Below are 24,444 nucleotides of genomic sequence, written 5' to 3' on the forward strand. Positions count from 1 at the left end.
TGTCAGGCGTAGGTGTAGGAGATTCCGTTACTGGTTCCGCCTGCGGTGGTTACCGTGAGCAGCACCGTCCCCGCCGCCTCGGCCGGGGATACGGACGTGATCTGCGTGGCGGAGTCGACGGCGAACGAGGCCGCTGGTGTGCCACCGAAACTCACCGCGGTCGCGCCCGTCAGGGCCGTCCCGGTGAGGGTGACGACGGTGCCGCCGGCCGTCGTGCCCGACGTCGGACTGACCGTGGTCAGGGTGGGAACCGCCGCGTAGGTGAACGCGACACCGTTGACAGTTCCACCCGCGGTGGTGACGGTGACCAGCACCGTCCCCGCTGTCCCAGCGGGGGTGACTGCCGTGATCTGCGTGTCGGAGTCGACGGTGAACGACGTCGCCGGTGTGCCACCGAAATTCACTGCGGTGGCTCCGGTCAAGCCCGTCCCGGTCAGGGTAACCGTGGTCCCGCCGGTCACCGGCCCTGAACTAGGAGCGATGGCGGTCAGAGTGGGAACCGCCACGTAGGTGAACGCGACACCGTTGACAGTTCCACCCGCGGTGGTGACGGTGACCAACACCGTCCCCGCTGTCCCAGCGGGGGTGACCGCCGTGATCTGCGTCGCGGAGTCGACGGTGAATGCCGTCGCCGGTGTGCCACCGAAATTCACTGCGGTGGCTCCGGTCAAGCCCGTCCCGGTCAGGGTAACCGTGGTCCCGCCGGTCACCGGCCCTGAACTAGGAGCGATGGCAGTCAGAGTGGGAACCGCCACGTAGGTGAACGCGACACCGTTGCTGGTGCCACCCGCGGTGGTGACGGTGACCAGCACCGTGCCGGCTGTTCCGGCCGGTGTCACCGCCGTGATCTGGGTGGCGGAGTCGACAGCGAACGAGGCCGCGGGTGTGCCACCGAAACTCACCGCCGTCGCACCCGTCAGCGCTGTCCCGGTCAGCACGACGGTCGTCCCACCGGTAACCGGTCCCGCATTCGGCACCACTGCAGTCAGGGTGGGAACCGCAGCATAGGTGAAGGAGATGCCGTTGCTGGTTCCACCTGCGGTGGTGACGGTGACCAGCACGGTCCCCGCTGTCCCGGCGGGTGTCACCGCCGTGATCTGGGTGGCGGAGTCGACAGCGAACGAGGTCGCGGGTGTGCCACCGAAACTCACCGTCGTCGCACCCGTCAGCGCTGTCCCGGTGAGGATTACGGTCGTCCCGCCTGCCACGGGCCCTGCGGTGGGAGTGATGGAGGTCAAGGTGGGAACGGCAGCGTAGGTGAAGGAGATGCCGTTGCTGGTTCCACCTGCGGTGGTGACGGTGACGAGCACCGTCCCCGCTGTCCCGGCGGGGGTGACCGCCGTGATCTGAGTCGCCGAGTTGACAATGAACGAAGCTGCGGGTGTGCCACCGAAACTGACTGCGGTGGCTCCGGTCAAGCCCGTCCCGGTCAGCACGACGGTCGTCCCGCCTGCCACCGGCCCTGCGTTGGGAGCGATGGCGGTCAAGGTGGGGACCACCACGTAGGTGAAGGAGACGCCGTTGCTGGTTCCACCTGCGGTGGTGACGGTGACGAGCACCGTCCCCGCCGACCTCGCTGGGGTGACGGCTGTGATCTGGGTGGCGGAGTTGACCGTGAACGAGGCCGCGGGTGTGCCACCGAAACTGACTGCGGTGGCGCCGGTCAGGGCCGTTCCGGTCAGCACGACGGTCGTCCCACCGGTAACCGGTCCCGCATTCGGCACCACTGCAGTCAGGGTGGGAACCGCAGCGTAGGTGAAGGAGACGCCGTTGCTGGTTCCACCTGCGGTGGTGACGGTGACCAGCACCGTCCCCGCTGTCCCGGCGGGGGTGACCGCCGTGATCTGAGTCGCCGAGTTGACAATGAACGAAGCTGCGGGTGTGCCACCGAAACTGACTGCGGTGGCGCCGGTCAAGCCCGTCCCGGTCAGCACGACGGTCGTCCCGCCTGCCACCGGCCCTGCGTTGGGAGCGATGGCGGTCAAGGTGGGGACCGCCACGTAGGTGAAGGAGACGCCGTTGCTGGTCCCACCCGCGGTGGTAACCGTAACCAGCACCGTGCCGGCTGCTCCGGCCGGTGTCACTGCCGTGATCTGAGTCGCCGAGTTGACCGTGAACGAGGCCGCGGGTGTGCCACCGAAACTCACCGCCGTCGCACCCGTCAGCGCTGTCCCGGTGAGGATTACGGTCGTCCCGCCTGCCACCGGCCCTGCGGTGGGAGCGACGGCGGTCAAGGTGGGTACCGCAGCATAGGTGAACGCGACACCGTTACTGGTTCCACCTGCGGTGGTGACGGTGACGAGCACCGTCCCCGCCGACCTCGCTGGGGTGACCGCTGTGATCTGGGTGGCGGAGTTGACCGTGAACGAGGTCGCGGGTGTGCCACCGAAACTCACCGTCGTCGCACCCGTCAGCGCTGTCCCGGTGAGGATTACGGTCGTCCCGCCTGCTACCGGCCCTGCGGTGGGAGTGATGGAGGTCAAGGTGGGAACGGCAGCGTAGGTGAAGGAGACGCCGTTGCTGGTTCCACCTGCGGTGGTGACGGTGACCAGCACCGTGCCGGCTGCTCCGGCCGGTGTCACTGCCGTGATCTGAGTCGCCGAGTTGACCGTGAACGAGGCCGCGGGTGTGCCACCGAAACTCACCGCCGTCGCACCCGTCAGCGCTGTCCCGGTGAGGATTACGGTCGTCCCGCCTGCCACCGGCCCTGCGGTGGGAGCGACGGCGGTCAAGGTGGGTACCGCAGCATAGGTGAACGCGACACCGTTACTGGTTCCACCTGCGGTGGTGACGGTAACCAGCACCGTCCCCGCCGACCTCGCTGGGGTGACCGCCGTGATCTGGGTAGCGGAGTTGACCGTGAACGAGGTCGCGGGTGTGCCACCGAAACTCACCGCCGTCGCACCCGTCAGCGCTGTCCCAGTGAGGATTACGGTCGTCCCGCCAGTCACGGGCCCTGCGGTGGGAGCGATGGCGGTCAAGGTGGGAACCGCGGCATAGGTGTAAGAAACGCCGTTACTGATTCCAGTGAATCCGATGACGGTGACCTGCACCGTGCCGGGTAACCCCGGAGGGGCGATAGCCGTGATCCGCGTGGGGGAATTGACGATGAATATCGCTGGGATGATACCGAACTGCACCGTGAAGGTTCCGATGAACCCCGTGCCGGTGATCGTGACACTCGTGCCGCCCGTCGTGGGCCCCGAGGTCGGAGAAATGGACGTGATGGTAGGCATGGTGCTGGCCTCCCCTTGCTGCTGTAATGATGATTCCTGCTGCTGCACCGGTGGTTGCCCGGCTGTGTTAGTGGGCCCGCTCCTTCCAGTAACGCCCTGAGACCGGTGGCCGGGCAACATGTTTGCCGGTCCGCTTTCGTTCGTTTTCGATTTCGCCAGGTGTCGAGGGCGTGAGTTCCATTCAGCCATCGAAGAGGTCGATCTGTAACTGGCGCAACAGGTTCGACAGCGAAGGGCTGGACTCGGGCCGACCAGGCCGGAAAACCGGGTGAGTGTGGTGATTGTGCTGTCGGGGGTCGAGCGGGCCAGGTCGGTACCCGCGTCGGGGGCGTGGCGAACCCGCTGCTTGTATCGGCGGAGTAGTTATCGGTCGGGACCCGGTGCGGCAGTGGTGGTTTCGGGTGAGCACACAGCGTCGTACGGGGAGTTGGATGGTTGGTCGAACCGTCTTGCCCGGCAATTGATCGCGTGGGGTGCAGGCCGGGTGATCAGGTCGCGTTGGCGACGGCAACGGTCGGTGGAGTCGGCATCGCCCACTGCCGCGAACTCAGTAATCCACCCGGGATCTGCAATATCTGGTCCGGACCCACATTCGGTGCTTCCGGAGCTCCCCGTCTCGCTCGACCGTCAATCTCCAACATATGTCGGCGGACCCATCCTCGATAAGTCTTTGGATTACGCTATCCTCTTGTGGCAGAGCAATCCTCGTACGTACCCACTAATTAGATCTCAGGTCGAGCGTCGACGACCTGGGCTGCTGCGACGTCGACGGACATCGAAATCTCTCAGGCTCTTCGGGCGCATATCAGACCAGATCTTCTCGATGTAATCGATGCAGGCCTCCCGGCTGTCCTTGCGGAACGTTCCATGCCATCCGTCCTGGTCAGGCAATCGATGCAATAAGTTTGGGCGCCTGCACATTATGCACACATCCGGAATTCGGAATTACACGCTGAGTAGACTCTCGAGCACGCCAATGAGTGCTACGGCGAGCTTGCCGATCAGATCAAACCATCAGCTTCTCTTCCCGAACGGGCCGACATTCCCCTCAGGTCAAAGCCTGCGAACCACACAGTATTCGAAGCCGTGCGGATGAAAACCCGGCCTGAAATCTATCCACCGCGGACTGGAACGCATAGCAGCGCTGCACAATTGGCCTGATGTCGGAAGCGTTCGCATAAATCGCGCTAAACGGCTCGGAATGATTGGCATGTGTGATGCCTGGCGGTGATCCGGTGTTGCCTGGTCGATCAGGTACGAGGGTGCGTCCCGGCCCTGCTCGAAGTCGTTCGGTGCTTATCCGGGGCAGCCCTATGCCTCCGCAGGGGTGGTCGGGCGTGTCGCGTATCGGTGGCGCATGGCGTCGCTGGCCGCGGGACCTGCGGTGAAGACGTAGGTGTCGCTGTCGTCGAGTCGGCGGCCGCTTTTGGCGTCAACGACGACGGGCTCGACTTCCTCGCCACTGTGCGCGTCGATGAGGATCATGCTGCGTTCGGCCGGCGTGAGGCGGGCGTTGCCCCACGCGGCCAGGGCGACGATCACCGGTCGGAGGGAGTGCCCCAGTTCGGTGAGGACGTACTCGTGGCGTACGGGGTTCGTCTGGTAGGGCCGGCGCTCCAGCAGTCCGTCCGCGACGAGGGTCTTCAGCCGGGTGGTGAGCATGCTGGAGGAGATGCCCAGGCTCTCCTGGAGCTGGTCGAAGCGTGTATATCCGTCGAAGGCGTCGTGGAGGATCAGCAGCGTCCACCACTCACCTACGTGTTCCACCGTCGTGGACAGCGGGCACTCCCGGTCCTCCAGCCTGATCCGGCTTGCCACGGCGACCATCCCTTCAGTTACTGCTAAAGTCGAAGTTAGTAGCTTCTATTTTAGCAGTATTGATGGGAGCGGCGCCTTCTGCGCCCGCACCCGGGAACGGAGCACAGCGTGACCACATCCATCAGCGAATCCCTCGAAGGCCGACGCGCTCTGGTCACCGGCGGCACCAAGGGCACCGGAGCCGCCATCGCCCGACGGCTCGCCCAGGCCGGCGCGACCGTGCTGGTCACGGCCCGCAACCGCCCCGACGACGTCGACGAGAAGGCATTCATCACCGCGGACCTGTCCAGCGCCCAGGGCGCCTCTCACGTGGCCGCCGAGGTGGACGCCCGCGTGGGAGGCATCGACATCCTGGTCAACACCCTCGGTGGGTCCGAGGCGCCGGCTGGAGGGTTCGCGGCGCTCGGCGAGGACGACTGGGCCAGGGAGCTGAACACGAACCTGCTGGCCGCCGTCCGCTTGGACCGCGCACTCCTGCCGCACATGATCACCATGGGCAGGGGTGTGATCGTGCATGTCACCTCGATCCAGCGCCGCATGCCGCTGTGGAACGGAACCCTGGCCTACGCCGCCGCCAAGGCCGCCCTGACCACCTACAGCAAGGGCCTGGCCAACGAGGGCGCCCCGCACGGCGTCCGCGTCAACACCGTCTCGCCCGGCTTCGTCCAGACCGCGGCCGCCGACAACCTCGTCGCCCGGATCGCCCACGACGCAGCTATCACGCAGGAAGCGGCGCTGGGCCGGCTCATGGACTCCCTGGGCGGCATCCCGCTGGGCCGTCCAAACCGGCCCGAGGAAGTCGCCGAGCTCGTCGCCTTCCTCGTCTCCGACCGCGCCTCGGCCATCGTCGGCGCCGAACACGTCATCGACGGCGGCACCACCCCCACCGTCTGAACCTGCCACCACCCAAAGGAGCGTCATGCACGACAACCAGCCCCCGAACAGCACCCCGGACACCCTGCCCGAGGTGATCACCCGCTACCTGACAGGGCACCGCGCCCACGACACCGCCACCGCAATCGCGGCGTTCACCCGCGAAGCCACAGTTATCGACGACGGCAACACCTACGAGGGCGTCGAGGCGATCGGGGAGTGGCTCGACCGATCGGCCACCGAATTCGCCTACACCATCTACCTCACCGGCGCCCAGCAGACCGACACAACCCGCTACATCGCCACCCACCGCCTCGAGGGCAACTTCCCCGGCGGGACCATCGATCTGCGTTACCAGTTCACACTCCGCGACGGCCTCATCGAACGCCTCGTCATCGAACCCTGAGCCCCTTCCAGTGCCACCCGTTGCCGCCTCATGCGAGAAGCCCCGCTCGCCCCGCAGTCTCGGTGACTCACCTTCCTGCGTATTGCTCTCATCGGAGCGCGAACCGCGCGCCGCTCGGCATCGGCGTGCCGGGCGATGGTGCGTGCCGCGCGATGGTGCGGATGCTGTGGTTGTGCTCGGCGTTGAGCTCCCGGGCGGCCCGGATCAGGCGCACGGCCGTTTCGCTTCTATTGACTATTGCAATTCGCTTTATTATTTCTGTGCCCATCCTCGTATCGGCGAATCGCGTGCAACTGCAACGTTGTTAACATCATTCGACGGTGTTCCACGATCGTTGCTACGAAAGTAGTCGAAATTTCTCCCACCGTCCGGGTGCCACCTTGGTGTTATTTATCTCAACCCTGAGGTGCTGGATACAGCACATCAAGGGGTATGGGTTACCGCCCTGCTTCTCCAATAAGGTTCATGGCACGCCCCGATGCAGTCCGGCGTCTAACCTATTTCCCCATGAATCTGGATAGGAGAATCTCTGTGGCTATTCAACATTGCAGCAACTGCGCCGCAATGGCGCGTGTGCCCGAGCAAGTCGTTTACGGCAGGTGTGGGGTCGTGAAATGAATCGTTCGTTGATCGTCGCTCGAATACTTCCGCACGCTGCTTCCCGCGTTGCCGAGATCTTCGCCGAATCCGACGCGACAGATCTGCCGGAGATCGCGGGCGTCGCCCGGCGAGAGCTCTACGTCCTGGGTGATCTCTATGTGCACTTGCTGGAGACTGCGGAACCAGGCGCGGCCGCAATCGGTACGGCTCAGCAGCATCCGGAGTTCGCACGGGTGAGCTCCCGGCTGGGTGAATTCATTTCACCCTACCTCGCGACATGGCAATCCCCGGCGGATGCGCGCGCCCATATGTTCTACAGCTGGACACCGCAAACCGGTCCCACGCTGGAAATTCCGAACCGATCGGCGTCGAATGTCGACACAAAATGGAATGAGGAGAAGTAAGTGTCCGCAACGTTCACCATTGAAACCCTCCGCGCGATCCTGGGCGAGCACGTCGGGGTCGATATCAGCCCGCACGAGTTGCAGTCGGTAGACAGTTCGACAATGTCAGAACTCGGCGTAGATTCGCTTGCCGTCTTCGAGATCCAGAGTGTTGTGGAGCGCGACTTCGACGTCAGGTTGCCCGCTGAGCTAATCGAGATGACCGGTGGCGAATTGGTCCGGTACGTCGAGCGCACAGTGAAAGTGGAGGTCGCGTGATGTCCGGGCACACAGAAAACACGATCCACATCGATGCCCCCCTCGACGTGGTGTGGAACTCGACCAACGACGTGCGAAGCTGGCCGGATCTGTTCTCCGAATATGCCGCCGTCGACGTTCTCGCACAGTACGGCGACACCGTCCGATTCCGGCTCACGATGCACCCGGACGAAGCGGGTCGAGTATGGAGCTGGGTCAGCGAGCGAACCGTTGATCCGATCAACCGAACCGTTAACGCACATCGTGTGGAGACCGGACCGTTCGAGTACATGCGAATCCGCTGGCACTATGCCGAGTCCGGAGCGGGCACCCGAATGACCTGGGTCCAGGACTTTCACATGCGACCGAATGCACCGCTCGACGACGCTGGCATGACCGACCGAATCAACACCAACAGCGTGATCCAGATGCAGCTCATCAAGGAAAAGGTCGAACGGCGCCACACCCTGGCACCCGACGCCCAAGCCACACCGCCGCATCACTCATCGAGCGAATCCGTCACCGTGCCGAACATTCGACCCGGCCGCGTCGATGCTTCCGACCTTCCCGCTGACCGCCGCCGGGGAGGTGAGATCAGGACTGTGCTGAGCCCGAAAACCGTCGGCAGCACGTCCGGGTTCACCGGCGTTGCCACGTTGGAGGCGGGCGAGCGCATCGCCGAGCACTACCACCCGTATTCGGAGGAGTTTCTGTTCTGCGTACAGGGAGAACTCGCCGTCGACCTCGACGGTGAGGAGTGGTCGGTGACAGCGGGGCAGGGACTGTTCATCCCGATCGGCGTCCGGCACCGGTTGCGCAATGTCGGGACCGAGACCGCGAGCGTCGTCTTCCATCTCGGACCACTCGCCCCACGACCCGAACTCGGCCACGTGGACACCGAACCGTCGGAGCGTGCCCCCGTGACAGCGGAGAGAGCGCGATGACCCGAGTCGCCGTCACGGGGATCGGGGTCGTCGCTCCAGGCGGAATCGGACGCAGGTCGTTCTGGGACTGTTTGTCGTCCGGGCGAACAGCGACCCGTCGGATCAGTTCCTTTGATCCGACGGGGTTTCGCTCCCAGGTGGCGGCGGAATGCGATTTCGATCCCCAGGCATACGGGTTGTCGCCCCGGCAGGCGCGCCGCTGTGATCGGATGACTCAGTTCGCGCTCGTTGCCGCCCGCGAGGCGATGCAGGACAGCGGTCTCGAGTTGTCCGACGCCGCGCGTGACGTGTTCGGGGTGTCGCTGGGCTCGGCGGTCGGAGCGACCATCACCCTGGAGAACGAGTACGTCATCGCCAGTGACGGTGGCCGGGAATGGCTGGTCGACGAGGGCTCCACGCTGCCCCACATGTACCAGGCCCTCATCCCCAGCAGCATGGCCGCCGAGGTTTCGGCGTTGTACGAGTTGCACGGTCCGGCAGCGGTCATCTCGACGGGCTGCACATCCGGGATCGACTCGATCGGTTACGGACTGCACATGATCGAAGACGGTGACGCCGACTTCGTTCTTGCCGGCGCATCGGATGCGCCTATCTCACCGATTTCCGTCGCGGCGTTCGACGCGATCCGGGCGACCACCGATGACAACGACGATCCCGCGCACGCGTCCCGACCCTTCGATCTGACGCGGGCCGGATTCGTGCTCGGGGAAGGTGCGGCGGTGCTGATGTTGGAGAAGCTCGAACACGCCCTGGATCGGGGTGCCCACATCTACTGCGAGATCGGCGGGTATGCCTCGCGCTGCAACGGCTACCACATGACCGGACTCCGCCCGGACGGGCTCGAGATGAGCCTTGCCATCAGGGCCGCGATGGACCAAGCCCGGCTCGATCCCGACGCGATCGGATACATCAGTGCCCACGGCTCGGGCACGAAGCAAAATGACCGCCATGAAACGGCCGCCTTCAAGAAGGCGCTCGGTGCGGCCGCGTACGAGGTGCCGATCAGCTCGATCAAGTCGATGGTCGGGCATTCGCTCGGAGCGATCGGCTCTATCGAAATGGCGGCCTGCGCGTTGGCGATCGACACCGGCGTGATACCGCCGACCGCCAACTGGAATAACCGAGACCCTGAGTGCGACCTGGACTACGTCCCGAATATCGCGCGCAACGCCACCGTCGATACGGCGTTGTCGGTCGGCAGTGGGTTCGGCGGTTTCCAGTCCGCGATGGTCTTCACCCGTCCGGAGGAAATGCGATGACCCGACGAGCGGTGATCACCGGGATAGGTGTTGTCGCCCCGAGCGGCACGTCGGCGAGCGAGCACTGGAAGACCGTCGTGGCAGGCGAGAACCGGATCGCACCGATCACCCACTTCGACGCCTCCGGGTATTCGACCACGCTGGCCGGAGAGGTCCGCGACTTCGTGCCGGAACAGCACATGGACCGCCGTCTGATCGTGCAGACCGACCGGTGGACGTGGATGTCGATGGCGGCAACAACGGAGGCCTTGGCGGATGCGGAACTCGATCCGTCCAGCCTGGATCCGTACCAGATGTCGGTCGCGTTGGCGAGCTCCTCGGGCGGAAACCACTTCGGCCAGCGGGAGCTGCAGCGGCTGTGGTCAGGAGAGAAACGCGCCGTCGGCACCTATCAATCGATCGCCTGGTTCTATGCGGCGAGCGTTGGGCAAACCTCGATTCTGCATCAGATGAAAGGTCCGTCGAGCGTGCTCGTCTCCGAAGCGGCGGGCGGCCTGGACAGCCTCGGATACGCAGTTCGCGCTATCCGGCGCGGAAGCGACGTCGTCCTGGCCGGCGGCACCGAGGCGCCACTGGGCCCCTACGCGCTTGCGTGCTTGCAGCGCAGCGGATGGCTGAGCCGGCGGAAGGACCCCGCACGCGGATATCTCCCCTTCGATGCCGATGCCGCCGGATATGTCCCCGCCGAAGGCGGTGCCATCTTCGTCGTGGAAGAAGAGCAGCACGCACTGCGTCGCGGCGCACCGTATATGTACGCGGAGGTCGCAGGGTATGCCGCCAACCACGACGGACGTATCTCCCACTCCTGCGGCGACGGGACCGGCGAGCAGCCATCGAATTACCTTGCCGCTGCATTACGAGGAGCACTGCATCGTGCGCAGACCTCGCCGGCGCAAACAGATGTCCTGTTCGCCGACTCAGCCGGCGTGCCAGCTGCCGACCGGGCCGAAGCCAACGCGATCCGCACCGTCTTCCCCGACGGGGTACCCGTCACCGGTCAGAAAGGACTGCTGGGCAGAGCAGCCCACGGCAGTTCCGCGCTCGACGTCGCAACCGCTGTGCTGGCAATGCGGGAGCAAACCCTGCCCGCGTTCGGGGCGTTGGTCAACCCGGCCCCGGGCTGCGAACTCGATTTCATCGCTGCTCCACAACGAGCGGCCGTCCATGTCGCCGCCGTCGCCGCACGCGGATACGACGGCTTCAACAGCGCGTTGATTCTGCGCCGACCCGAAGGAGTCCGACAGTGAACGACAACGAGAACACCCTCGCCAGCCGGCTCGGCTGCCCTGCTGTGCGACAGCGCGAGCATCCGACAGCTGACAATCCCGCCGCCGTGCAGCAGGCGCAGCTGGACCTGCGACTGACCGGCAAGACCGCGATCGTCACCGGCGGTACCCGCGGCATCGGCCTGGGCATCGTCCGCGCGTTGGCCGCACAAGGCGCGCAGGTGACAGCGATCGGCAGCAAACCCAGCGCCGCCGCCGACGACCTCGCACGCGAACTGGACAAGGCCACCGCACCCGGCCGCGTGTGCTTCGCGAACGTCGCCGACCCCGCGGAAGTCGCCTCCATCGTCGAGACTGCCCCGGCCACCGTCGACATCGTCGTCAATAACGCAGGGGTCGTGTCGAATACGCCACTGCTGAAGATGGATCCGGCGGAATGGCACCGCGTCGTCGACACCAATTTGACCGGGATGTACCTGATGGTGCGCGCGCTTCTGCCTCGCCTCGGTGGGTCCGCGTCGATCATCAACATCTCCTCCGCGGTCGCGAATGTCGGAATGCCCAACCGGACGCACTACACCGCGTCCAAAGCCGGCGTGCACGGCCTGACTCGCTCGCTGTGCAAGGAATTGGGGCCACAGGGCATCCGCGTCAACACCGTCGCCCCGGGAATCATCGAAACCGACCAGATCATCGGTCTGGCCGAAGATCAGAGACAGCGCTACGCGGCCCTGGCGGCCCTCGGCCGTCTCGGCCGCCCCGGCGACGTCGCCGGCGCCGTGCTGTTCCTCGCCAGCGAACTCGCAGAGTTCGTCAACGGTGTCTGCCTCAACGTCGACGGAGGAATCTGACCATGACCGCCTTGCGCGCCACCCTTACCATGACCGTCGCCAGACGCGACGCTGCCCGCCTGCTCGAGGGCCTGCGGGCGGTGTTCACCTTGGCCGCACAGTCCCCGGGTTTCCTCCAGCAGCGCATCACCCGAGCCGTATCCGCGGACCCGGACATGCGCACGTTCGTCGTCATCAGCGACTGGGCCGACGAGGGCTGCTTCCATGCCTTCGAACGCAGCCGCAAACAGGACGCCGCAACCGCTGTGTTGCGTGCCGTCCGCACCAGCAACGACATGCGACTGAGCACGGTGAACGAACCGGGCCAGGTGATCGCATGACCGCGCGAGTGATGGTCCGAGCCCGCATACGGGCCGGGGAGGAAGCAGCGTTCGAAGCCGCATATGCGCAGGTCACCGCGCAGGTGGCGGGTACGCCAGGCCATATTCGTGACGAGTTGCTGCGGCCGTGCGCCGACGACGACCACTACATCCTGCTGTCGGAATGGACCGACGAAGCGGCGTTCCTCGCCTGGGAAGACGCCCCTATCCACCGGCAGACCACCACCCCCATGCGTCCGTACTGGGCGGGGCGAGTCCGCCGCGACATCCACATCGTCGCGCACCACAGCACCGCACACGCCCCCTCACCCACGAACACCGCCCCGCCGGCGCCGGAAGGAGAAGTCCCGTGACCGCGAACGCTCGACCCGACACGCCCGTCGAGTCAGCCGACCTGGACGTATCCGACCCCCGCCCATCGACCTTCACCGTGCCGCTCACCGTCATCCGCACACTGCAGTGGTTACTCGAAGGTTTCTGCATTTACGGGCTCGCGCTGCACGGCTACAGCCTCGAGCAGGTCCTGGCCGCCGACCACAGCACCGGATCGCGTCGTCATTTTGATCACGGTCCCGGTGAAACGCCATGACGAGTTCCTCGCCGACTACGACAACATCCCCCGCCCATCGCACCAATGACCCGACCCTGACTGGAGAAAAAGTGAGCATCACGCGCAACGACAACGATTCCTGGGACATCAAGACGAGCGTCGGCGCCACGGCGCTGTTCGTCGCGGCAGCCCGCGGCCTGGCAGCTCGGCAGCCGCACGCCTTGGCCGTCGACGAGTTCGCCGAAGTGTTCTGTCGCGCCGCAGGCGACGAATGGGCCGAGCTGTTCACCGCCGACCCGGAACTGACGAAGCAACATCCGCTGCGCTCGGCCGACTTCGGATCGCTGTTTCAAGCTTTCCAAGCTGGACGCACCCGGTACTTCGACGACTATTTGCGCTCCGCCACCGAGGCGGGTGTGCGTCAAGTCGTCGTCCTCGCCGCCGGACTGGACTCCCGCGCGTACCGCCTGCCCTGGCCGGACGGCACGGTCATCTACGAACTCGACCGCCAGCCAGTACTCGAATTCAAACGCGCAGTGCTCGACGATGCCGGCGCGACGACTACCGCCGAACGTCACGAAGTCGCGGTCGATCTGCGCGACGACTGGGCAACTGCCCTGCGCGACAACGGCTTCGACCCATCGCTACCGACAGCATGGCTGGTCGAAGGTCTGGTCATCTACCTCACCCCCGACGCCCAAGATCAACTGTTCGACACCCTGAATGCACTGTCCGCCCCCGGCAGCTGGCTGGGCATCGAGGAAATGGCGACGATCGATTCTGGTGTCTACTCCGCCATGACCACGCCGTCCACCGATCCCGACAGCTACGACCGCGGTGGTGAGGGCGCACGCTGGGCCGGGCTCATCTACAACGATCGCAAAACCCAAGCGGTGCAATGGTTCACGCCGCAGGGTTGGACCGGTGGCGCTACCGGTCTGGTCGACTACCTGCAATCCGCCGGCCGTGCCGTCCCCGGCGGCGGTGCGGCGGTGGGGCACTTCAACCCGTCCCTGATGAGCCTCGCGACCATGCGGAAGCCGACGTCGGCCGACGCTCGGCCCTGACCGAAACCATCTGGGTTACAGCACTTTCAACGATGGGAGGGTCATAGATGGTGTGGCAGTGGAGTCGTACCGTCACCGAAAGGGCCGCAGCCGCTTCGACCAGCTGGCAGGTCGTTACGGTGCAGCCGTCGATTCGCGATTCGGAGCCTCGCGACGTCCGCCAGGCCGTCGTGAGCGCGCCGGTATCCCAGCAGCCTTCGGCGCCGCTGGATCGCAGACGCTGGATCGCGCTCGTCGTCGTCCTCGTCGCGGGGTTCATGGACCTGCTCGACACCACCATCGTCAACGTCGCGGTACCGAGCATCCAACGCGACCTTCAGGCGCAGTATGCGCAGCTCGAATGGATCGTCGCAGGATATGTGCTGGCGTTCGCCGTAGTCCTCATCACCAGTGGCAGGCTCGGCGATATCTACGGCCGCCGCCGGTTGTTCCTGACCGGAGTCGCAGGGTTCACCATCGCCTCGGCGCTGTGCGGCATCGCCTGCAGCCCAGGCATGCTCATCGTCTCGCGGTTTCTTCAGGGAGGCACTGCCGGACTGATGGTGCCGCAGATCCTCGCGATCATCCACGTCATCTTCCCGCTCAACGAGCGGGGAAGGGTGTTCGGTATGTTCGGTGCCATCGTCGGATCGGCGGCGGTCGTCGGGCCAACCATCGGTGGTGTCCTCGTCGACTGGAATGTGTTCGGCCTCGACTGGCGGCCGATCTTTCTGGTCAATGTCCCGGTCGGTATCGTCGCTATCGCCGCGGGCCTGTTCGTGATGCGCGAATCGAAGTCCGCGACCACTCCGAAGCTCGACCTCGTCGGCGCCGGGCTGGTCATGGCCGCAATCGCGATGCTGGTCTACCCGCTCACGGAAGGCCGCCGATTCGGTTGGCCCGCATGGACTTTCGCGATGATGGCCGGTGCGGTCGCAGTGCTTGGGGTCCTTGTGGTCTACGAACACCGACGCGCCCGGACGATCGGTTCACCGCTGGTCGTTCTCGAATTGTTTCGGGCGCGATCGTTCACGATCGGCAGCGTGCTCTGGCTGATCTTCTGGATCGCGCTCGGCGGATTCTTCCTCGTCTGGACGCTCTACATGCAACTCGGCCTCGGCTGGTCGCCACTGCGGGCCGGTCTGACCTCTGGCGCCTTCGCCGTCGGCGCTGCCGCGGCGGCAGGCATATCCGTGGAGGTGCTCGTACCCCGGTACGGGCGGCGAGTGCTGATGGCTGGAGCGCTACTCAACGCGACGGGCTTCGCCAGCTGCGTGTGGGCCGCCGGGCGGTATGGCCCGGCGATCACATCGTGGCAGTTGATTGCACCGCTTGCCATTTCGGGACTCGGCTTCGGCCTGATCGTCTCGCCGACCGTCGACTTCGTGCTGGCTGCGGTCCCCAAGGACGATGCGGGTTCGGCGTCCGGCCTGCTGAACACCGCTCAGCAACTCGGCGTCGCGCTCGGCGTCGCGCTGGTCGGCGTGATCTTCTTCACCCAACTCGACAGCGGTTCCGATCGCGGCGTCGACACGGTCGTACCCCGTGTTCGCACCGAACTCGCCGCGGCGGGCCTGGACGAGCAGGCGCAGGCGCGGATCATCTCCGGCTTCCGAGTTTGTGTGCAGGATAGATCGGCCAGCACCAACCCCGCCGAGACGCCCATAAGCTGCCGAGGCGTCCAGGGCCAGGCCACCCAGCCTGGAAGGCCTGATCGGGTAACCGAAATCCTCAGCGAAGCAGGCGAAAAGGCCAACGCGGAGAATTTCTCCCGCACGTTCGGGCTCACGCTGTGGTGGGCAGTAGGAGTTCTCGCTGCCGTCTTTGTGGGGTTGTTCGCGGTCCCTCGACAGCCAGGACATCACAGTCCGAATCGGCCGGTTGTGTCCGGAGGGGAGCTGACCCATACCTCCAACCTGGTGCATGTCGCTGACCTGCAACTTCCTTGACGCCGATAGCGCTGTTGGCGCGGAACCGGATTGGCCGCCCCAGTGTGCGCAGATCGCGTTCAGGGATCGCCCCTCAGTGTTACGTGGAGTGGTTCGGCAGTGCGGTCGCGAACGACTCACTTCACCCCTGCGGACATCGAGTACACCGCCCGTGCCGGGCCCTGGTCGGCGTTCGAACGCGCGATGCGCGATGCGCGAGGAAACGAGCGAACCCGCCGACGTCGAGGCCGAAGCCGAGCGCCTCGACTACGAACACCGCCACGGCCGCGCCTGACGTGTCGCGCCCGACGGGCATTCGAGAGGAATCGGCTGAACCATCGGCAGCTGATCGAGGATCGCTCACACCGACATGGCCGAGGAGAACAAGCAACTCCGCAAGAAGGTCGCTGAACTCGACCGGGTCAACGCGATATTGCGTGATGCAAGTGCGTATTTCGCCTCGGAGATCGGCCAGACCCGGAGGTGAATCTTTGCGGAACGCAGCACTAGGCCGATCCGTCGGTTCCGCCGGGCACCACCACGCCGGATTCGTAGGCAAAGACAACGAGCTGGGCACGGTCTCGCGCCCTCAGCTTTGTGAGCAGGCGCCCCACGTGCGTCTTGACGGTGGCCACGCTGATGTAGAGCGCGGCGCCGATCTCGGCATTGGAGCGCCCGGCGGCGATGTGCTCCAGGACTTCTCGTTCGCGGTCGGTGAGGGCCGTGAGAGCGTTCGAGTGCGGGGTGGGCGCGGCCGGCTGGCGGGCGAACACGCTGATCATCCTGCGGGTGATGCTCGGTGTCAGCAAGGCGTCGCCGCGTGCCACCACGCGGATCGCGTGCAGTAGTTGCTCGGGTGGCGAGTCCTTGAGGATGAAGCCGCCCGCCCCACTGCGCAGCGCTCGGAAGACGTGTTCGTCCTGATCGAAGGTGGTCACGATGAGCACATGCGGCCCGTCCGCGCTGTCGGCCGCGATGTGCTGCATGGCTTCCAGGCCGTCCATGACCGGCATCCGGATATCCATCAGGACGACGTCGGGTCGCAGCTCCCGCGTCAGCCGGACCGCCTCGCCGCCGGTGCCGGCCTCGCCGACGACGGTGAGATCCGACGCGGAATCGACGAGGACCCGGAAACCCGCGCGCACCAACGCTTCATCGTCGGCGATCACGACACGGATCGGGCCCGGCGCGACCGGGACCGCGGTGTCAGGCACGGTGGTCCCGGTCGATCGGGAAGCTCGCGGTGACGGCGAATCCGCCCGCCGCGCGCGGCCCGGACTCGAACCGGCCGCCGAACAACGACACCCGCTGCCGCATGCCCTCCAGACCCAGACCCGAACCGCTGGAATCGATTCCGGCGGCCGCTGCGGCGCGCGGGCCGTCATCGGTGATCGAGATAGCCAATTCCCCTGGCACATGCCGGATTTCGACGTACGCACGGTCGGTGCGCGCGTGCTTGACCACATTGGTCAACGCCTCCTGCACGATGCGGTACACCGTGGTCTGTAGCAGCGCCGGATAGTCCATCGGCGTCCCGAGCACCTGATATTCCACCATCAGCCCATCGTGCCGCAGTCCGTCCACCAGATCCGCCACCTCGGCCAGGCCCGGCTCGGCCGGTTCGTCGCGCTGCCCGGGTTCCCTGATCTGCGACAGCACGGCCCGCAGTTCGGTCAGCGCCGACCGACTGGCTGTCTCGATGGTGCTCAGCGCCCGGCGTGTTTCGCTCGGATTCTCGTCGATCAGCAGGCGGGCGACGCCGGATCGGACGGCCACCATGCTCAGGGTGTGTGAGATCAGGTCGTGCACGTCGCGCGATACCCGCAGCCGTTCCTCGGCCCGGATCCGGCGTTCGGCTTCGGCGGCCCGCTGCCGTTCCTGGTCGGCGAGACTGCGCTGATACGCACGCCGGGTCCGGAGCATGTCGCCGATCAGCCAGGCCGGCAGGGCGATCAACGGCTGCACGAAGTCCTGATCCTGATCCGGATACAGATCGAACGCGATCGACCCCGCGACACACATCGCGATCATTGCGACGACGGTAGCAATGATGGATTCCCGGCGCGGCCGCATGTCGGCGACGGTGAGCACGGCGACGCCGATGGCCGGACCGGTATTGCTCACCCACGGCGTGAAACGCACATCGGCAAGCGCGGCCGCACACAGCACGGCCGAGACGGCGACGAGCACGGCCAGCGGCCAGCGTCGGCGGACGATCAACGGCGCGGTCGCCGCGACACCGAATCCGGCGATCTCCGGCATCGACCCGATCCCGCTAGTCATGCCGACCAGCAGCGGCCCGGTGAACACCGCGAAGCAGGCAAGAGCGATCGCGATGTCGATCGCGTCCGGGCCCACGAAATTCTCCCGGTGGCCGACGGTGAGCCGCTGATGCCACGGTGGCGCCGACGACCGCGTGGTCCGCGTCGGCGGTGATGCAGTGATCGACATAGGGCCGACGGTAGCTGCCCCGCCCACGACCGCACATCGGCCTCGGGGCCAGCCGCGGGTCATCCGGAGGTCGGACACCCGCCCGAGATGTCCGACCGGGGCGGGCGGACACTTCCCGCCCGTGAGCTGATGACCTGGCAGGGTCCTGGGCGCAAGGGTGGTGGCATGAATACACCAGGCGCTGAGCGCGTCTCGTCCGGACCCCACAGTGTTCGCCTGTCCGGCATCCGTTCGCGGTTGTCGGGCCCGCTGGTCACGATCGCCGCCGTGTCCTTCGTGGTGGGAATCGTGTCCGGTGGCGTTTCGTATGCTGATCGATCCCCGCATCGGGAGGCGCATGTCGCGGGCACCACCGCCGGGTGGCCGCACCTCGTGCTGTTCGTGCTCGCCGTGGTCCTCACCGTAGTCGTGCTGCGCCGCCGCACCTGCTCGCACGACCTGTTGCTGCTCGCGCCACTCGGCTCGCGTGCCGCACAGCGGTTCCGGCGCACCCTGCTGTCGGCCGGGCGACACCCGACGGCCGCGCTGCGACTGCTGATCGGCATCGTGCCCACAGCCATGCTGGTGTACGGCGCCTGGCGCATCGGCGATCAGATCCTCGGCGGCCTCGACCCGAATTTCACCGTCAATGCCTGGGGTGGCCCGAGCTACCTCGGCGCGATGGCCTGCCACTACCTCGACGGCGCGCTGATCATGGCTGCGTCGGCGGGACTGCTGAACTTGCTGCTGCTCCCGGCCGAGGAGCCCGGGCCGGTTGAACTCAACCTCGGTTGAGCAAGCAAGGTTGGCCTCGGACAGGTATGCACCTCGGCCGCAACCAGCATGTGATGTCCACCGCCAGCACCAGTCGGCCATCAGCGGCCCGCGGCAGCGGCACCCCCGCTAGCGGAGCGATGTCGATGCGGCCGCGATCCAGCGCCGCATACACGCGGTCATGGCCCCGGCGATACTCACCGACCAGCGAAAACTCCGGCAACGACAGCACCGGGCCGTCTGGGCACAACACCGCATCCGCCCGCCGGGTCACACACCGGTAGAACTCCTGCCGGAACACCGACAGGTCTCCCAATACACCGGCACAGCCGGTGTCGTGCACACTATTCACCGAAGCCCTTGGTTCTGAGATTTGTTCTGTCGCAAGACAAATCATCAGCCAAGGGCTTCGTTCATGATCAACTGGAGTCTCCGAACACGACCTCAGGCGTTAAAACTCGAGCTAGTGCGCCGTCTCCGATCGTCACTGTGTCGAAGAGGCGGTCCCGTACAGTGGCTTGCCCATCCGACAGCGCGCGACCTCTACAGCCCCCGCACCGTGGCGACTACCATGCAGGTGCTGTCCTGGCGGAAGAAGATGTCATCCGGCACGTTCCGTATTGCATCCAAACCCGAATCGGGAAGCCAGGAGTAATCGATCACGCGCAGCGGCAGCGGTCCGGCCGGAGCGGTCAGCTCCACCTCGATGCCTTCCGGCGGCGGAGCCGAGAACTGGAATCCTGTGTTCGGCACAGGCGTCAGGTCGCGACCGGCGACGCGGAGGGACGTGACCGGGGAGTCGTAGCGGAGGGCGATGGCGGTCGCGCCGCGCGTCGAGCGCAGTCGCAAGTGCACCCGGTGCTGCCCCGAATCTATGGTGTCGAAGAGTACTTCGGCCACGGGGGCCGACAATGCCTGTGCCGGAGCGGGCCCGCTTGCGACGGCGTCGGGCCATAAGGCGGCAAAGTCGGGATCCGGTGCGCCGCCGTGGACCAGGGCCGAGGTCCACTCGTCCGGCGATAGCCGCGAGATCCACTGCGCGCCACCGGTGTCGGCATTGAGGGTATAAGCGACCTGGACGGTCCGGGGATGCTGATCGTCGAAACGATCGACGGCGAGACCGGCTGCGGCCAGCGCGGCGGTGGTGACGAGTGTGGCCACGGGGATCAGCGCGGTTCGCCGGGTCGGCCAGCTGTGGGTGAGCGGCAGGAGCAACAACCCGCCGAGCAGCACCACGGTGGGACCCACTAGGAAAGCGGCTCCGGCGACTCCGGCCTGCAAGGTCGACCAGATGTTGGCGCCCAGAAGGATCGCCGCGGGGATCACAAAGACCGTGAGCACGGGCAGTCGCCACGCCCTGGGCACGAGGAATGTGGCCGAAACCCCCACCGCGGCGGCGAAAGCGGGAACAACCAACAGGTAGGCCGCGGTAGGTGCGAGCGCGGTGAAGACCGCGGCGGCAACCGTCACGGTGCCGAGTACGCCGACCGCTGCGGCCGTCGCGCCGAACAACCGCCGGGCCAGGAGATACCCGGCCGCGAGAACTGTGACAGCGGCCGTGATGATCGTAAGGCCGTACAGCTCGGGCCGATATGGGTCGACGAACAGCTGGCGGTATTCCGGGCGGACCGCCAGCACCGTCTCCCACACACCGGTCCCCGCTACCACTGCGATCACTGCCGCCGCCAAGGCCGTTGCCGCCGATCCGAGTATGCGGCCGATCGTGGCGTCGCCGGTCCGCCGGACCTGCCGGATCACCCACCCCAGAGCGCCGAGGGCCAGCACCGCGAGCACGGTGATCACCCACACCGGCAGCACCATCAGGAACCCGAACGGCAGCTGGAAATACGTGCGGTCGGGCGCAGGTGTCGCGGTCAGATCCTGGTCGCCCAGCTTCTTTGTGAGTGCCAGCGTGTTGTCGCCCATCTGCTGCACGATCGCCGGGTTCACATGCGCGGGGTCGTCGAACTTGTTGTGGTAGTAGGCGCTCTTCCCGGCGTAGGCCCAATCGAGCACGCGCAGCCCACCCGATTCGAATGCGGCGAAGTCGGTATTGCTCGAAGTCTGGTCACCGGCGAGAGCCGTGGACAGCGAGTCGGTGTTCGGATGTGGCGCGGCCTCGGCCACCGATCGAATCAGGGTGCCGTCAGGCCGGGTGAGCCGCCACAACAGCGGCGGACCGCCCGCGCCCCGTGCCTCGTGGTTGATCACCACACTCGCCCGCTTGTCGTATCCGCCCGCAGCGACGAACGCCTCGGCGCCGAACAGGCCGGTTTCCTCCCCGTCGGTCAGTAGCACCGCCACGTCGTTGTTTAACGGTTCACCGCCTTCATGCAGCGCGCGAACCGTCTCGAGGACCGTCGCGACACCGACACCGTCGTCGTTCGCGCCCGGTGCAGAGGGGACCGAATCATAGTGCGCGGAAAGGTAGATGGTGCCAGTCGGACGTGTCCCGGGTATCCGGGCAACAATATTCTCCACCCGGCCGACGCCGAGGACGTCGCGGTGGATCGATTCCGGATATCTGCCGATGCCCGCCTGAATCTCGGTGTCGAGGCCGAGTTTTCGCAACTGGCCCACGAGTTGGTCGCGGACCCGGTCGTGTTCGGCCGTGCCGACCGGATGTGGGTGGGCGCCGATCGCTTCAACCGTCAGCATGGCCCGTTCGGCGCTGAATGCGGTGCTGGGAGCCGACTCCGTCCGGTATCCGTGGGGCTGTAGAGCCCAGGCGGTGCCGACAACGATGGCCAGCAGGACCGCGAATGCGAGAAGTCCAGAAGGGCGTGGGCCCAGCCGCATGAATCGAATCCTTTTCTGTCTATCCACTGGGTGGGTCTAGGGGTGGAGCGCGTCGAGATAGGCGTCGAGTTCGGCGATCACCTGCTCGGTGGTGAGATATCCGGCCAGTCGTTGCAGGCTGAGGCCGTCGACCACCGCATGCAGCTGGGCCATCGTGCGATCTCGGACCGGTTGTGGCCGTCGGATTCCCGCGTCTGCGTCCAGGAGTTCGACAATGCGTCGGCACAGATCCCGCATGGCCGTGAAATGGTGATGTTGGACCCGCGCCAGCTCCGGTTCGCTGAGCCCCAAGGCGACGAACGAGAACGCGATCGATGCCTCGGTGCTGCGCTGTTCATCCAAGGGCATGGTCTCGTGCAGAGCCGCGCGCGCGGCTTCGCGCACGTCTCCGGCCGGCGATATGGCGGTGATCCGCCGGGTCACTCGGTCGATCACTCGTTCGCATGCGAACGCCAGCAACTCGGCCTTGGTCGTGAAGTAGTACCGCAGGGCACCGGTCGACCAGCCGGACTCGGCGGCGACCGCGCGGATCGAGACGGCATCGACACCATCGCGGGAGATGACCCGCCAGACGGCCTCAGCCAATTCGACGCGGCGCGCCTCGCGGTCGACGATCTTGGGCATACGCTCTATTTCACACGCTCGTGTGAAATAGATCAAGGCTCTTGACGCGCGACCCCTCGACCGAACCCAACGGATTCCCCGACAAAGATGCAGGTGCGGGCCGCCTGCCGAAGCCTCCCCAACGTGACCGACCGTGACGAGGTGGTGTCCATCGAAGCGTCGGCGACGTCGACGTCGCGCGCCGTTCCCGGCGATGTAGCCGTTTGTATTTCCGGTCGGCCCACCGCACCAAATGCCGGTTGAGCCGCCGAAGGAAGTAGAGCAACCTGGAGCGGTAGAAGCGCCCGTAATGACGTCATCGACTTTGCGATCGAGTGAGACGGACGAGTCGAACGCCATAGGCTGGTGGCTATGGAAAGCCCGGACCCGAACTCTCCGCTGACCTACGACGAAGCGCTGCGAAAAGCGCGCGATCTGGCCCAGGATCCCAGCACTCTGATCCCCTACACCCACCAGGGGCTCGAGAATGCCCGCTACGGGCGAGGTTTCGCCTTCTTGCAGACGCTCCGCGGCGAGATGGACGGCTATGTCCTGGTGACCACGACTGGTTACGGCAGCGGGGTACTGTCGGTGGACGGAAGCACCATCGACACGGTGATCGCCGAACACCTGACTCGAGCCGACCATGCCAACAGACAAATCTCCGACAGTGAACTCTCGGTGGCGCACCGCGTGGCACTCGAGGCCTACGATGCCGGCCTCACACGCATCGACGAGATACCCGGGCGCGCAGCGATCGACGCCGGGACAGCCGACTACGCCGAGTTCGTTCTGCTCATCCTGCGGCGCAACCACAACCAGGCAGACTCCGGTCGTAAAATCCTCGCCCGCAACGATTTCCTGTTGCAAAGCCCAACCCCTGGGCGTCGATACACCCAGCCCTGCCCCCATTGCGAGCGGCCCGCGATCTACCAGGAAAGCTACCCCCGGGCGGTCTGCGATCAGTGCCGGGACCGCACTACCGACCGCGCCGGTCGCCGAGTGACCGGTTTCAACGCCAGTTTCAGTGGCGGAATGATCGCCTACTACACCGACACGCTCGAGCACGCGGACAACTCTGGCTCCCAACAGGAAGAATGCGTCGAGGTCAGCCGAACCGGTGTGTGTTTTATCGACGCACACCCAGCGACCATGCAGGAGGTACGTCTCGGTGGGATCGTCGTCCAAATGGCATCCACCGACGGAGACGGCTCAGGCAGGCCGAACGGCGCAGTAAGCCGCTTACGCCGCGTTTTCCGCTGGTAGCGACGACGGCAGGACATCGCACGAGTATTCAGCCGCCGACCAGTTGACGCGTGGCATCATCAACGATCCACCGAACCCGCAAGTCCTGTCTTGGATGTCACCTGCCGCGCGCCTACCGGCTTGATGTGCAGCGGGGGCCCTTCGGCCGTGGGAGGGTTCGGATTGATTGGCATTAGGCTCACAAAATACCAGGTCAGGCTCGGTTTTTAACCGAGCCTGACCTGTTCTATTTGGTCCAACCTCACGGTCTGCATTCTGGTTTATATCGGATTCTTTCGAGCGGTGCGCAGCTCGCTGAATTGGGTCGGTTGCTCGACGCGGGCATGCTGCGCGTTGCGAGCGACGGCACGTTCCCGCTCGCAGACGCCAGTGCGGCGCACGAACGCGCCACACGAGGGCATATACAAGGCAAGATCGTGCTCACGGTCGCCTAGCGAACACGGCGCCGTCGTCGCACAACTCATTGGGGGATGGTGGTTTTCGGGTCTTTCCGGCGTCGATGTCGTGGGTTTACCCGGTTGGCTCGAAGCGTACGGACAGGGCCTGCACCCCGGCTGGAGCCTTCCAGATGAGATCGACACCCTCGATCTCGGATCCCACACCGCACGCGGAATCGCCGAACAGGTAGGCCCGGTCGCTGGTGCCGTTCTCGAAACGCACTGTGGCATCCTGCAGTTGGATACAGGCGCCGCTGTCCGGCCGTTCGATCGACAAGATCTTTCCCGTTACGGTGACGTAGGAGGCCCGGCCGATGGCCGCCTGTGCGGTACCGGGCAGCAGCGCGAGCAGTGCGAACGCCGCGATGCCCGCACCGGCGGCCTTGCCGAATTCACTTGGCAATCCCATGATTTCCCTCTCTCGGCCGGCCGCACGG

23 protein-coding genes and 1 pseudogene are annotated in these 24,444 nt (G+C 65.7%); 16 read left to right on the forward strand and 8 right to left on the reverse strand.

Annotated features, from left to right (window positions below; translation table 11 throughout):
- Nucleotides 1–2 precede the first annotated feature (2 nt).
- On the reverse strand, nt 3–3,236 hold the full coding sequence (locus tag ACQP1G_RS13530; RefSeq protein ID WP_433203133.1) for a beta strand repeat-containing protein: 3,234 nt from the start codon (nt 3,234–3,236) through the stop codon (nt 3–5).
- Nucleotides 3,237–4,547: 1,311 nt separating this feature from the next.
- Entirely contained in the window at nt 4,548–5,063 is a 516-nt protein-coding gene (locus ACQP1G_RS13535) for a winged helix-turn-helix transcriptional regulator (RefSeq protein WP_433203137.1), read from the reverse strand.
- A gap of 99 nt (nt 5,064–5,162) precedes the next feature.
- Between ACQP1G_RS13535 and ACQP1G_RS13540 the strand changes: the two genes are divergently transcribed.
- Nucleotides 5,163–5,948, forward strand: a complete 786-nt coding sequence (locus ACQP1G_RS13540; RefSeq protein WP_433203140.1) for an SDR family oxidoreductase — start codon at nt 5,163–5,165, stop codon at nt 5,946–5,948.
- Nucleotides 5,949–5,973: 25 nt separating this feature from the next.
- A complete protein-coding gene (locus ACQP1G_RS13545; protein ID WP_433203143.1) occupies nt 5,974–6,333 on the forward strand; it encodes a nuclear transport factor 2 family protein in 360 nt (119 codons plus the stop codon).
- Between the two features lie 142 nt (nt 6,334–6,475).
- On the opposite strand, the pseudogene ACQP1G_RS13550 reads toward ACQP1G_RS13545, so the two are convergent.
- Nucleotides 6,476–6,589, reverse strand: a pseudogene (locus tag ACQP1G_RS13550) (biotin carboxylase N-terminal domain-containing protein); the annotation flags it as partial.
- 358 nt (nt 6,590–6,947) lie between these two features.
- Between ACQP1G_RS13550 and ACQP1G_RS13555 the strand changes: the two are divergent.
- The 11 genes from ACQP1G_RS13555 to ACQP1G_RS13605 all read left to right on the forward strand — a co-directional run bounded on the left by ACQP1G_RS13555 (nt 6,948) and on the right by ACQP1G_RS13605 (nt 15,719).
- Entirely contained in the window at nt 6,948–7,337 is a 390-nt protein-coding gene (locus tag ACQP1G_RS13555; protein ID WP_433203146.1) for a TcmI family type II polyketide cyclase, read from the forward strand.
- Nucleotides 7,338–7,595, forward strand: coding sequence for an acyl carrier protein (locus ACQP1G_RS13560; protein ID WP_433203149.1), 258 nt, complete (start codon nt 7,338–7,340; stop codon nt 7,593–7,595).
- On the forward strand, nt 7,595–8,518 hold the full coding sequence (locus ACQP1G_RS13565; RefSeq protein ID WP_433203152.1) for a cupin domain-containing protein: 924 nt from the start codon (nt 7,595–7,597) through the stop codon (nt 8,516–8,518). Before ACQP1G_RS13560 ends, ACQP1G_RS13565 begins: the two co-directional genes overlap by 1 nt.
- Nucleotides 8,515–9,777: a beta-ketoacyl-[acyl-carrier-protein] synthase family protein gene (locus tag ACQP1G_RS13570; RefSeq protein WP_433203155.1), complete on the forward strand. Its 1,263-nt coding sequence runs from the start codon at nt 8,515–8,517 to the stop codon at nt 9,775–9,777. The genes ACQP1G_RS13565 and ACQP1G_RS13570 overlap by 4 nt, the downstream gene beginning before the upstream one ends.
- Complete coding sequence (locus ACQP1G_RS13575) at nt 9,774–11,024, forward strand: beta-ketoacyl synthase N-terminal-like domain-containing protein (protein ID WP_433203158.1); 1,251 nt, start codon at nt 9,774–9,776, stop codon at nt 11,022–11,024. Before ACQP1G_RS13570 ends, ACQP1G_RS13575 begins: the two co-directional genes overlap by 4 nt.
- Nucleotides 11,021–11,854: an SDR family NAD(P)-dependent oxidoreductase gene (locus ACQP1G_RS13580; RefSeq protein WP_433203161.1), complete on the forward strand. Its 834-nt coding sequence runs from the start codon at nt 11,021–11,023 to the stop codon at nt 11,852–11,854. The genes ACQP1G_RS13575 and ACQP1G_RS13580 overlap by 4 nt, the downstream gene beginning before the upstream one ends.
- A gap of 2 nt (nt 11,855–11,856) precedes the next feature.
- Nucleotides 11,857–12,174, forward strand: coding sequence for an antibiotic biosynthesis monooxygenase (locus ACQP1G_RS13585; RefSeq protein WP_433203164.1), 318 nt, complete (start codon nt 11,857–11,859; stop codon nt 12,172–12,174).
- Nucleotides 12,171–12,527 (forward strand): antibiotic biosynthesis monooxygenase family protein, encoded by a 357-nt coding sequence (locus ACQP1G_RS13590; RefSeq protein ID WP_433203167.1) that lies wholly within the window; start codon nt 12,171–12,173, stop codon nt 12,525–12,527. Before ACQP1G_RS13585 ends, ACQP1G_RS13590 begins: the two co-directional genes overlap by 4 nt.
- Nucleotides 12,524–12,763, forward strand: a complete 240-nt coding sequence (locus tag ACQP1G_RS13595; RefSeq protein WP_433203170.1) for a hypothetical protein — start codon at nt 12,524–12,526, stop codon at nt 12,761–12,763. Before ACQP1G_RS13590 ends, ACQP1G_RS13595 begins: the two co-directional genes overlap by 4 nt.
- Nucleotides 12,764–12,840: 77 nt before the next feature.
- Complete coding sequence (locus ACQP1G_RS13600) at nt 12,841–13,791, forward strand: SAM-dependent methyltransferase (protein ID WP_433208465.1); 951 nt, start codon at nt 12,841–12,843, stop codon at nt 13,789–13,791.
- A 47-nt stretch (nt 13,792–13,838) separates the two neighbouring features.
- Nucleotides 13,839–15,719, forward strand: coding sequence for an MFS transporter (locus ACQP1G_RS13605; protein WP_433203173.1), 1,881 nt, complete (start codon nt 13,839–13,841; stop codon nt 15,717–15,719).
- Between the two features lie 485 nt (nt 15,720–16,204).
- Here ACQP1G_RS13605 and ACQP1G_RS13610 read toward each other — a convergent pair whose 3' ends face one another.
- Both ACQP1G_RS13610 and ACQP1G_RS13615 read right to left on the reverse strand, forming a co-directional pair.
- Nucleotides 16,205–16,912: a response regulator gene (locus ACQP1G_RS13610; RefSeq protein ID WP_433203176.1), complete on the reverse strand. Its 708-nt coding sequence runs from the start codon at nt 16,910–16,912 to the stop codon at nt 16,205–16,207.
- Nucleotides 16,905–18,149: a sensor histidine kinase gene (locus tag ACQP1G_RS13615; protein WP_433203179.1), complete on the reverse strand. Its 1,245-nt coding sequence runs from the start codon at nt 18,147–18,149 to the stop codon at nt 16,905–16,907. Before ACQP1G_RS13615 ends, ACQP1G_RS13610 begins: the two co-directional genes overlap by 8 nt.
- 165 nt (nt 18,150–18,314) lie before the next feature.
- Between ACQP1G_RS13615 and ACQP1G_RS13620 the strand changes: the two genes are divergently transcribed.
- Nucleotides 18,315–18,923: a hypothetical protein gene (locus ACQP1G_RS13620; protein ID WP_433203182.1), complete on the forward strand. Its 609-nt coding sequence runs from the start codon at nt 18,315–18,317 to the stop codon at nt 18,921–18,923.
- Between the two features lie 522 nt (nt 18,924–19,445).
- Here the strand turns inward: ACQP1G_RS13620 and ACQP1G_RS13625 are convergent.
- Together ACQP1G_RS13625 and ACQP1G_RS13630 are read right to left on the reverse strand one after the other, a co-directional pair.
- Complete coding sequence (locus ACQP1G_RS13625; RefSeq protein ID WP_433203185.1) at nt 19,446–21,701, reverse strand: M20/M25/M40 family metallo-hydrolase; 2,256 nt, start codon at nt 21,699–21,701, stop codon at nt 19,446–19,448.
- Nucleotides 21,702–21,737: 36 nt separating this feature from the next.
- Nucleotides 21,738–22,325, reverse strand: coding sequence for a TetR/AcrR family transcriptional regulator (locus tag ACQP1G_RS13630; RefSeq protein ID WP_433203188.1), 588 nt, complete (start codon nt 22,323–22,325; stop codon nt 21,738–21,740).
- Nucleotides 22,326–22,676: 351 nt separating this feature from the next.
- Here ACQP1G_RS13630 and ACQP1G_RS13635 point away from each other — a divergent pair, with 351 nt between their 5' ends.
- Together ACQP1G_RS13635 and ACQP1G_RS13640 are read left to right on the forward strand one after the other, a co-directional pair.
- A complete protein-coding gene (locus ACQP1G_RS13635) occupies nt 22,677–23,570 on the forward strand; it encodes a hypothetical protein (RefSeq protein ID WP_433203191.1) in 894 nt (297 codons plus the stop codon).
- Nucleotides 23,571–23,800: 230 nt separating this feature from the next.
- On the forward strand, nt 23,801–24,004 hold the full coding sequence (locus tag ACQP1G_RS13640) for a zinc-binding dehydrogenase (RefSeq protein ID WP_433203194.1): 204 nt from the start codon (nt 23,801–23,803) through the stop codon (nt 24,002–24,004).
- Nucleotides 24,005–24,080: 76 nt separating this feature from the next.
- Here ACQP1G_RS13640 and ACQP1G_RS13645 read toward each other — a convergent pair whose 3' ends face one another.
- A complete protein-coding gene (locus ACQP1G_RS13645; RefSeq protein WP_433203197.1) occupies nt 24,081–24,416 on the reverse strand; it encodes a hypothetical protein in 336 nt (111 codons plus the stop codon).
- Between the last annotated feature and the right edge of the window lie 28 nt (nt 24,417–24,444).

The organism is Nocardia sp. CA-107356, assembly GCF_050946365.1.
Lineage (GTDB): Bacteria > Actinomycetota > Actinomycetes > Mycobacteriales > Mycobacteriaceae > Nocardia.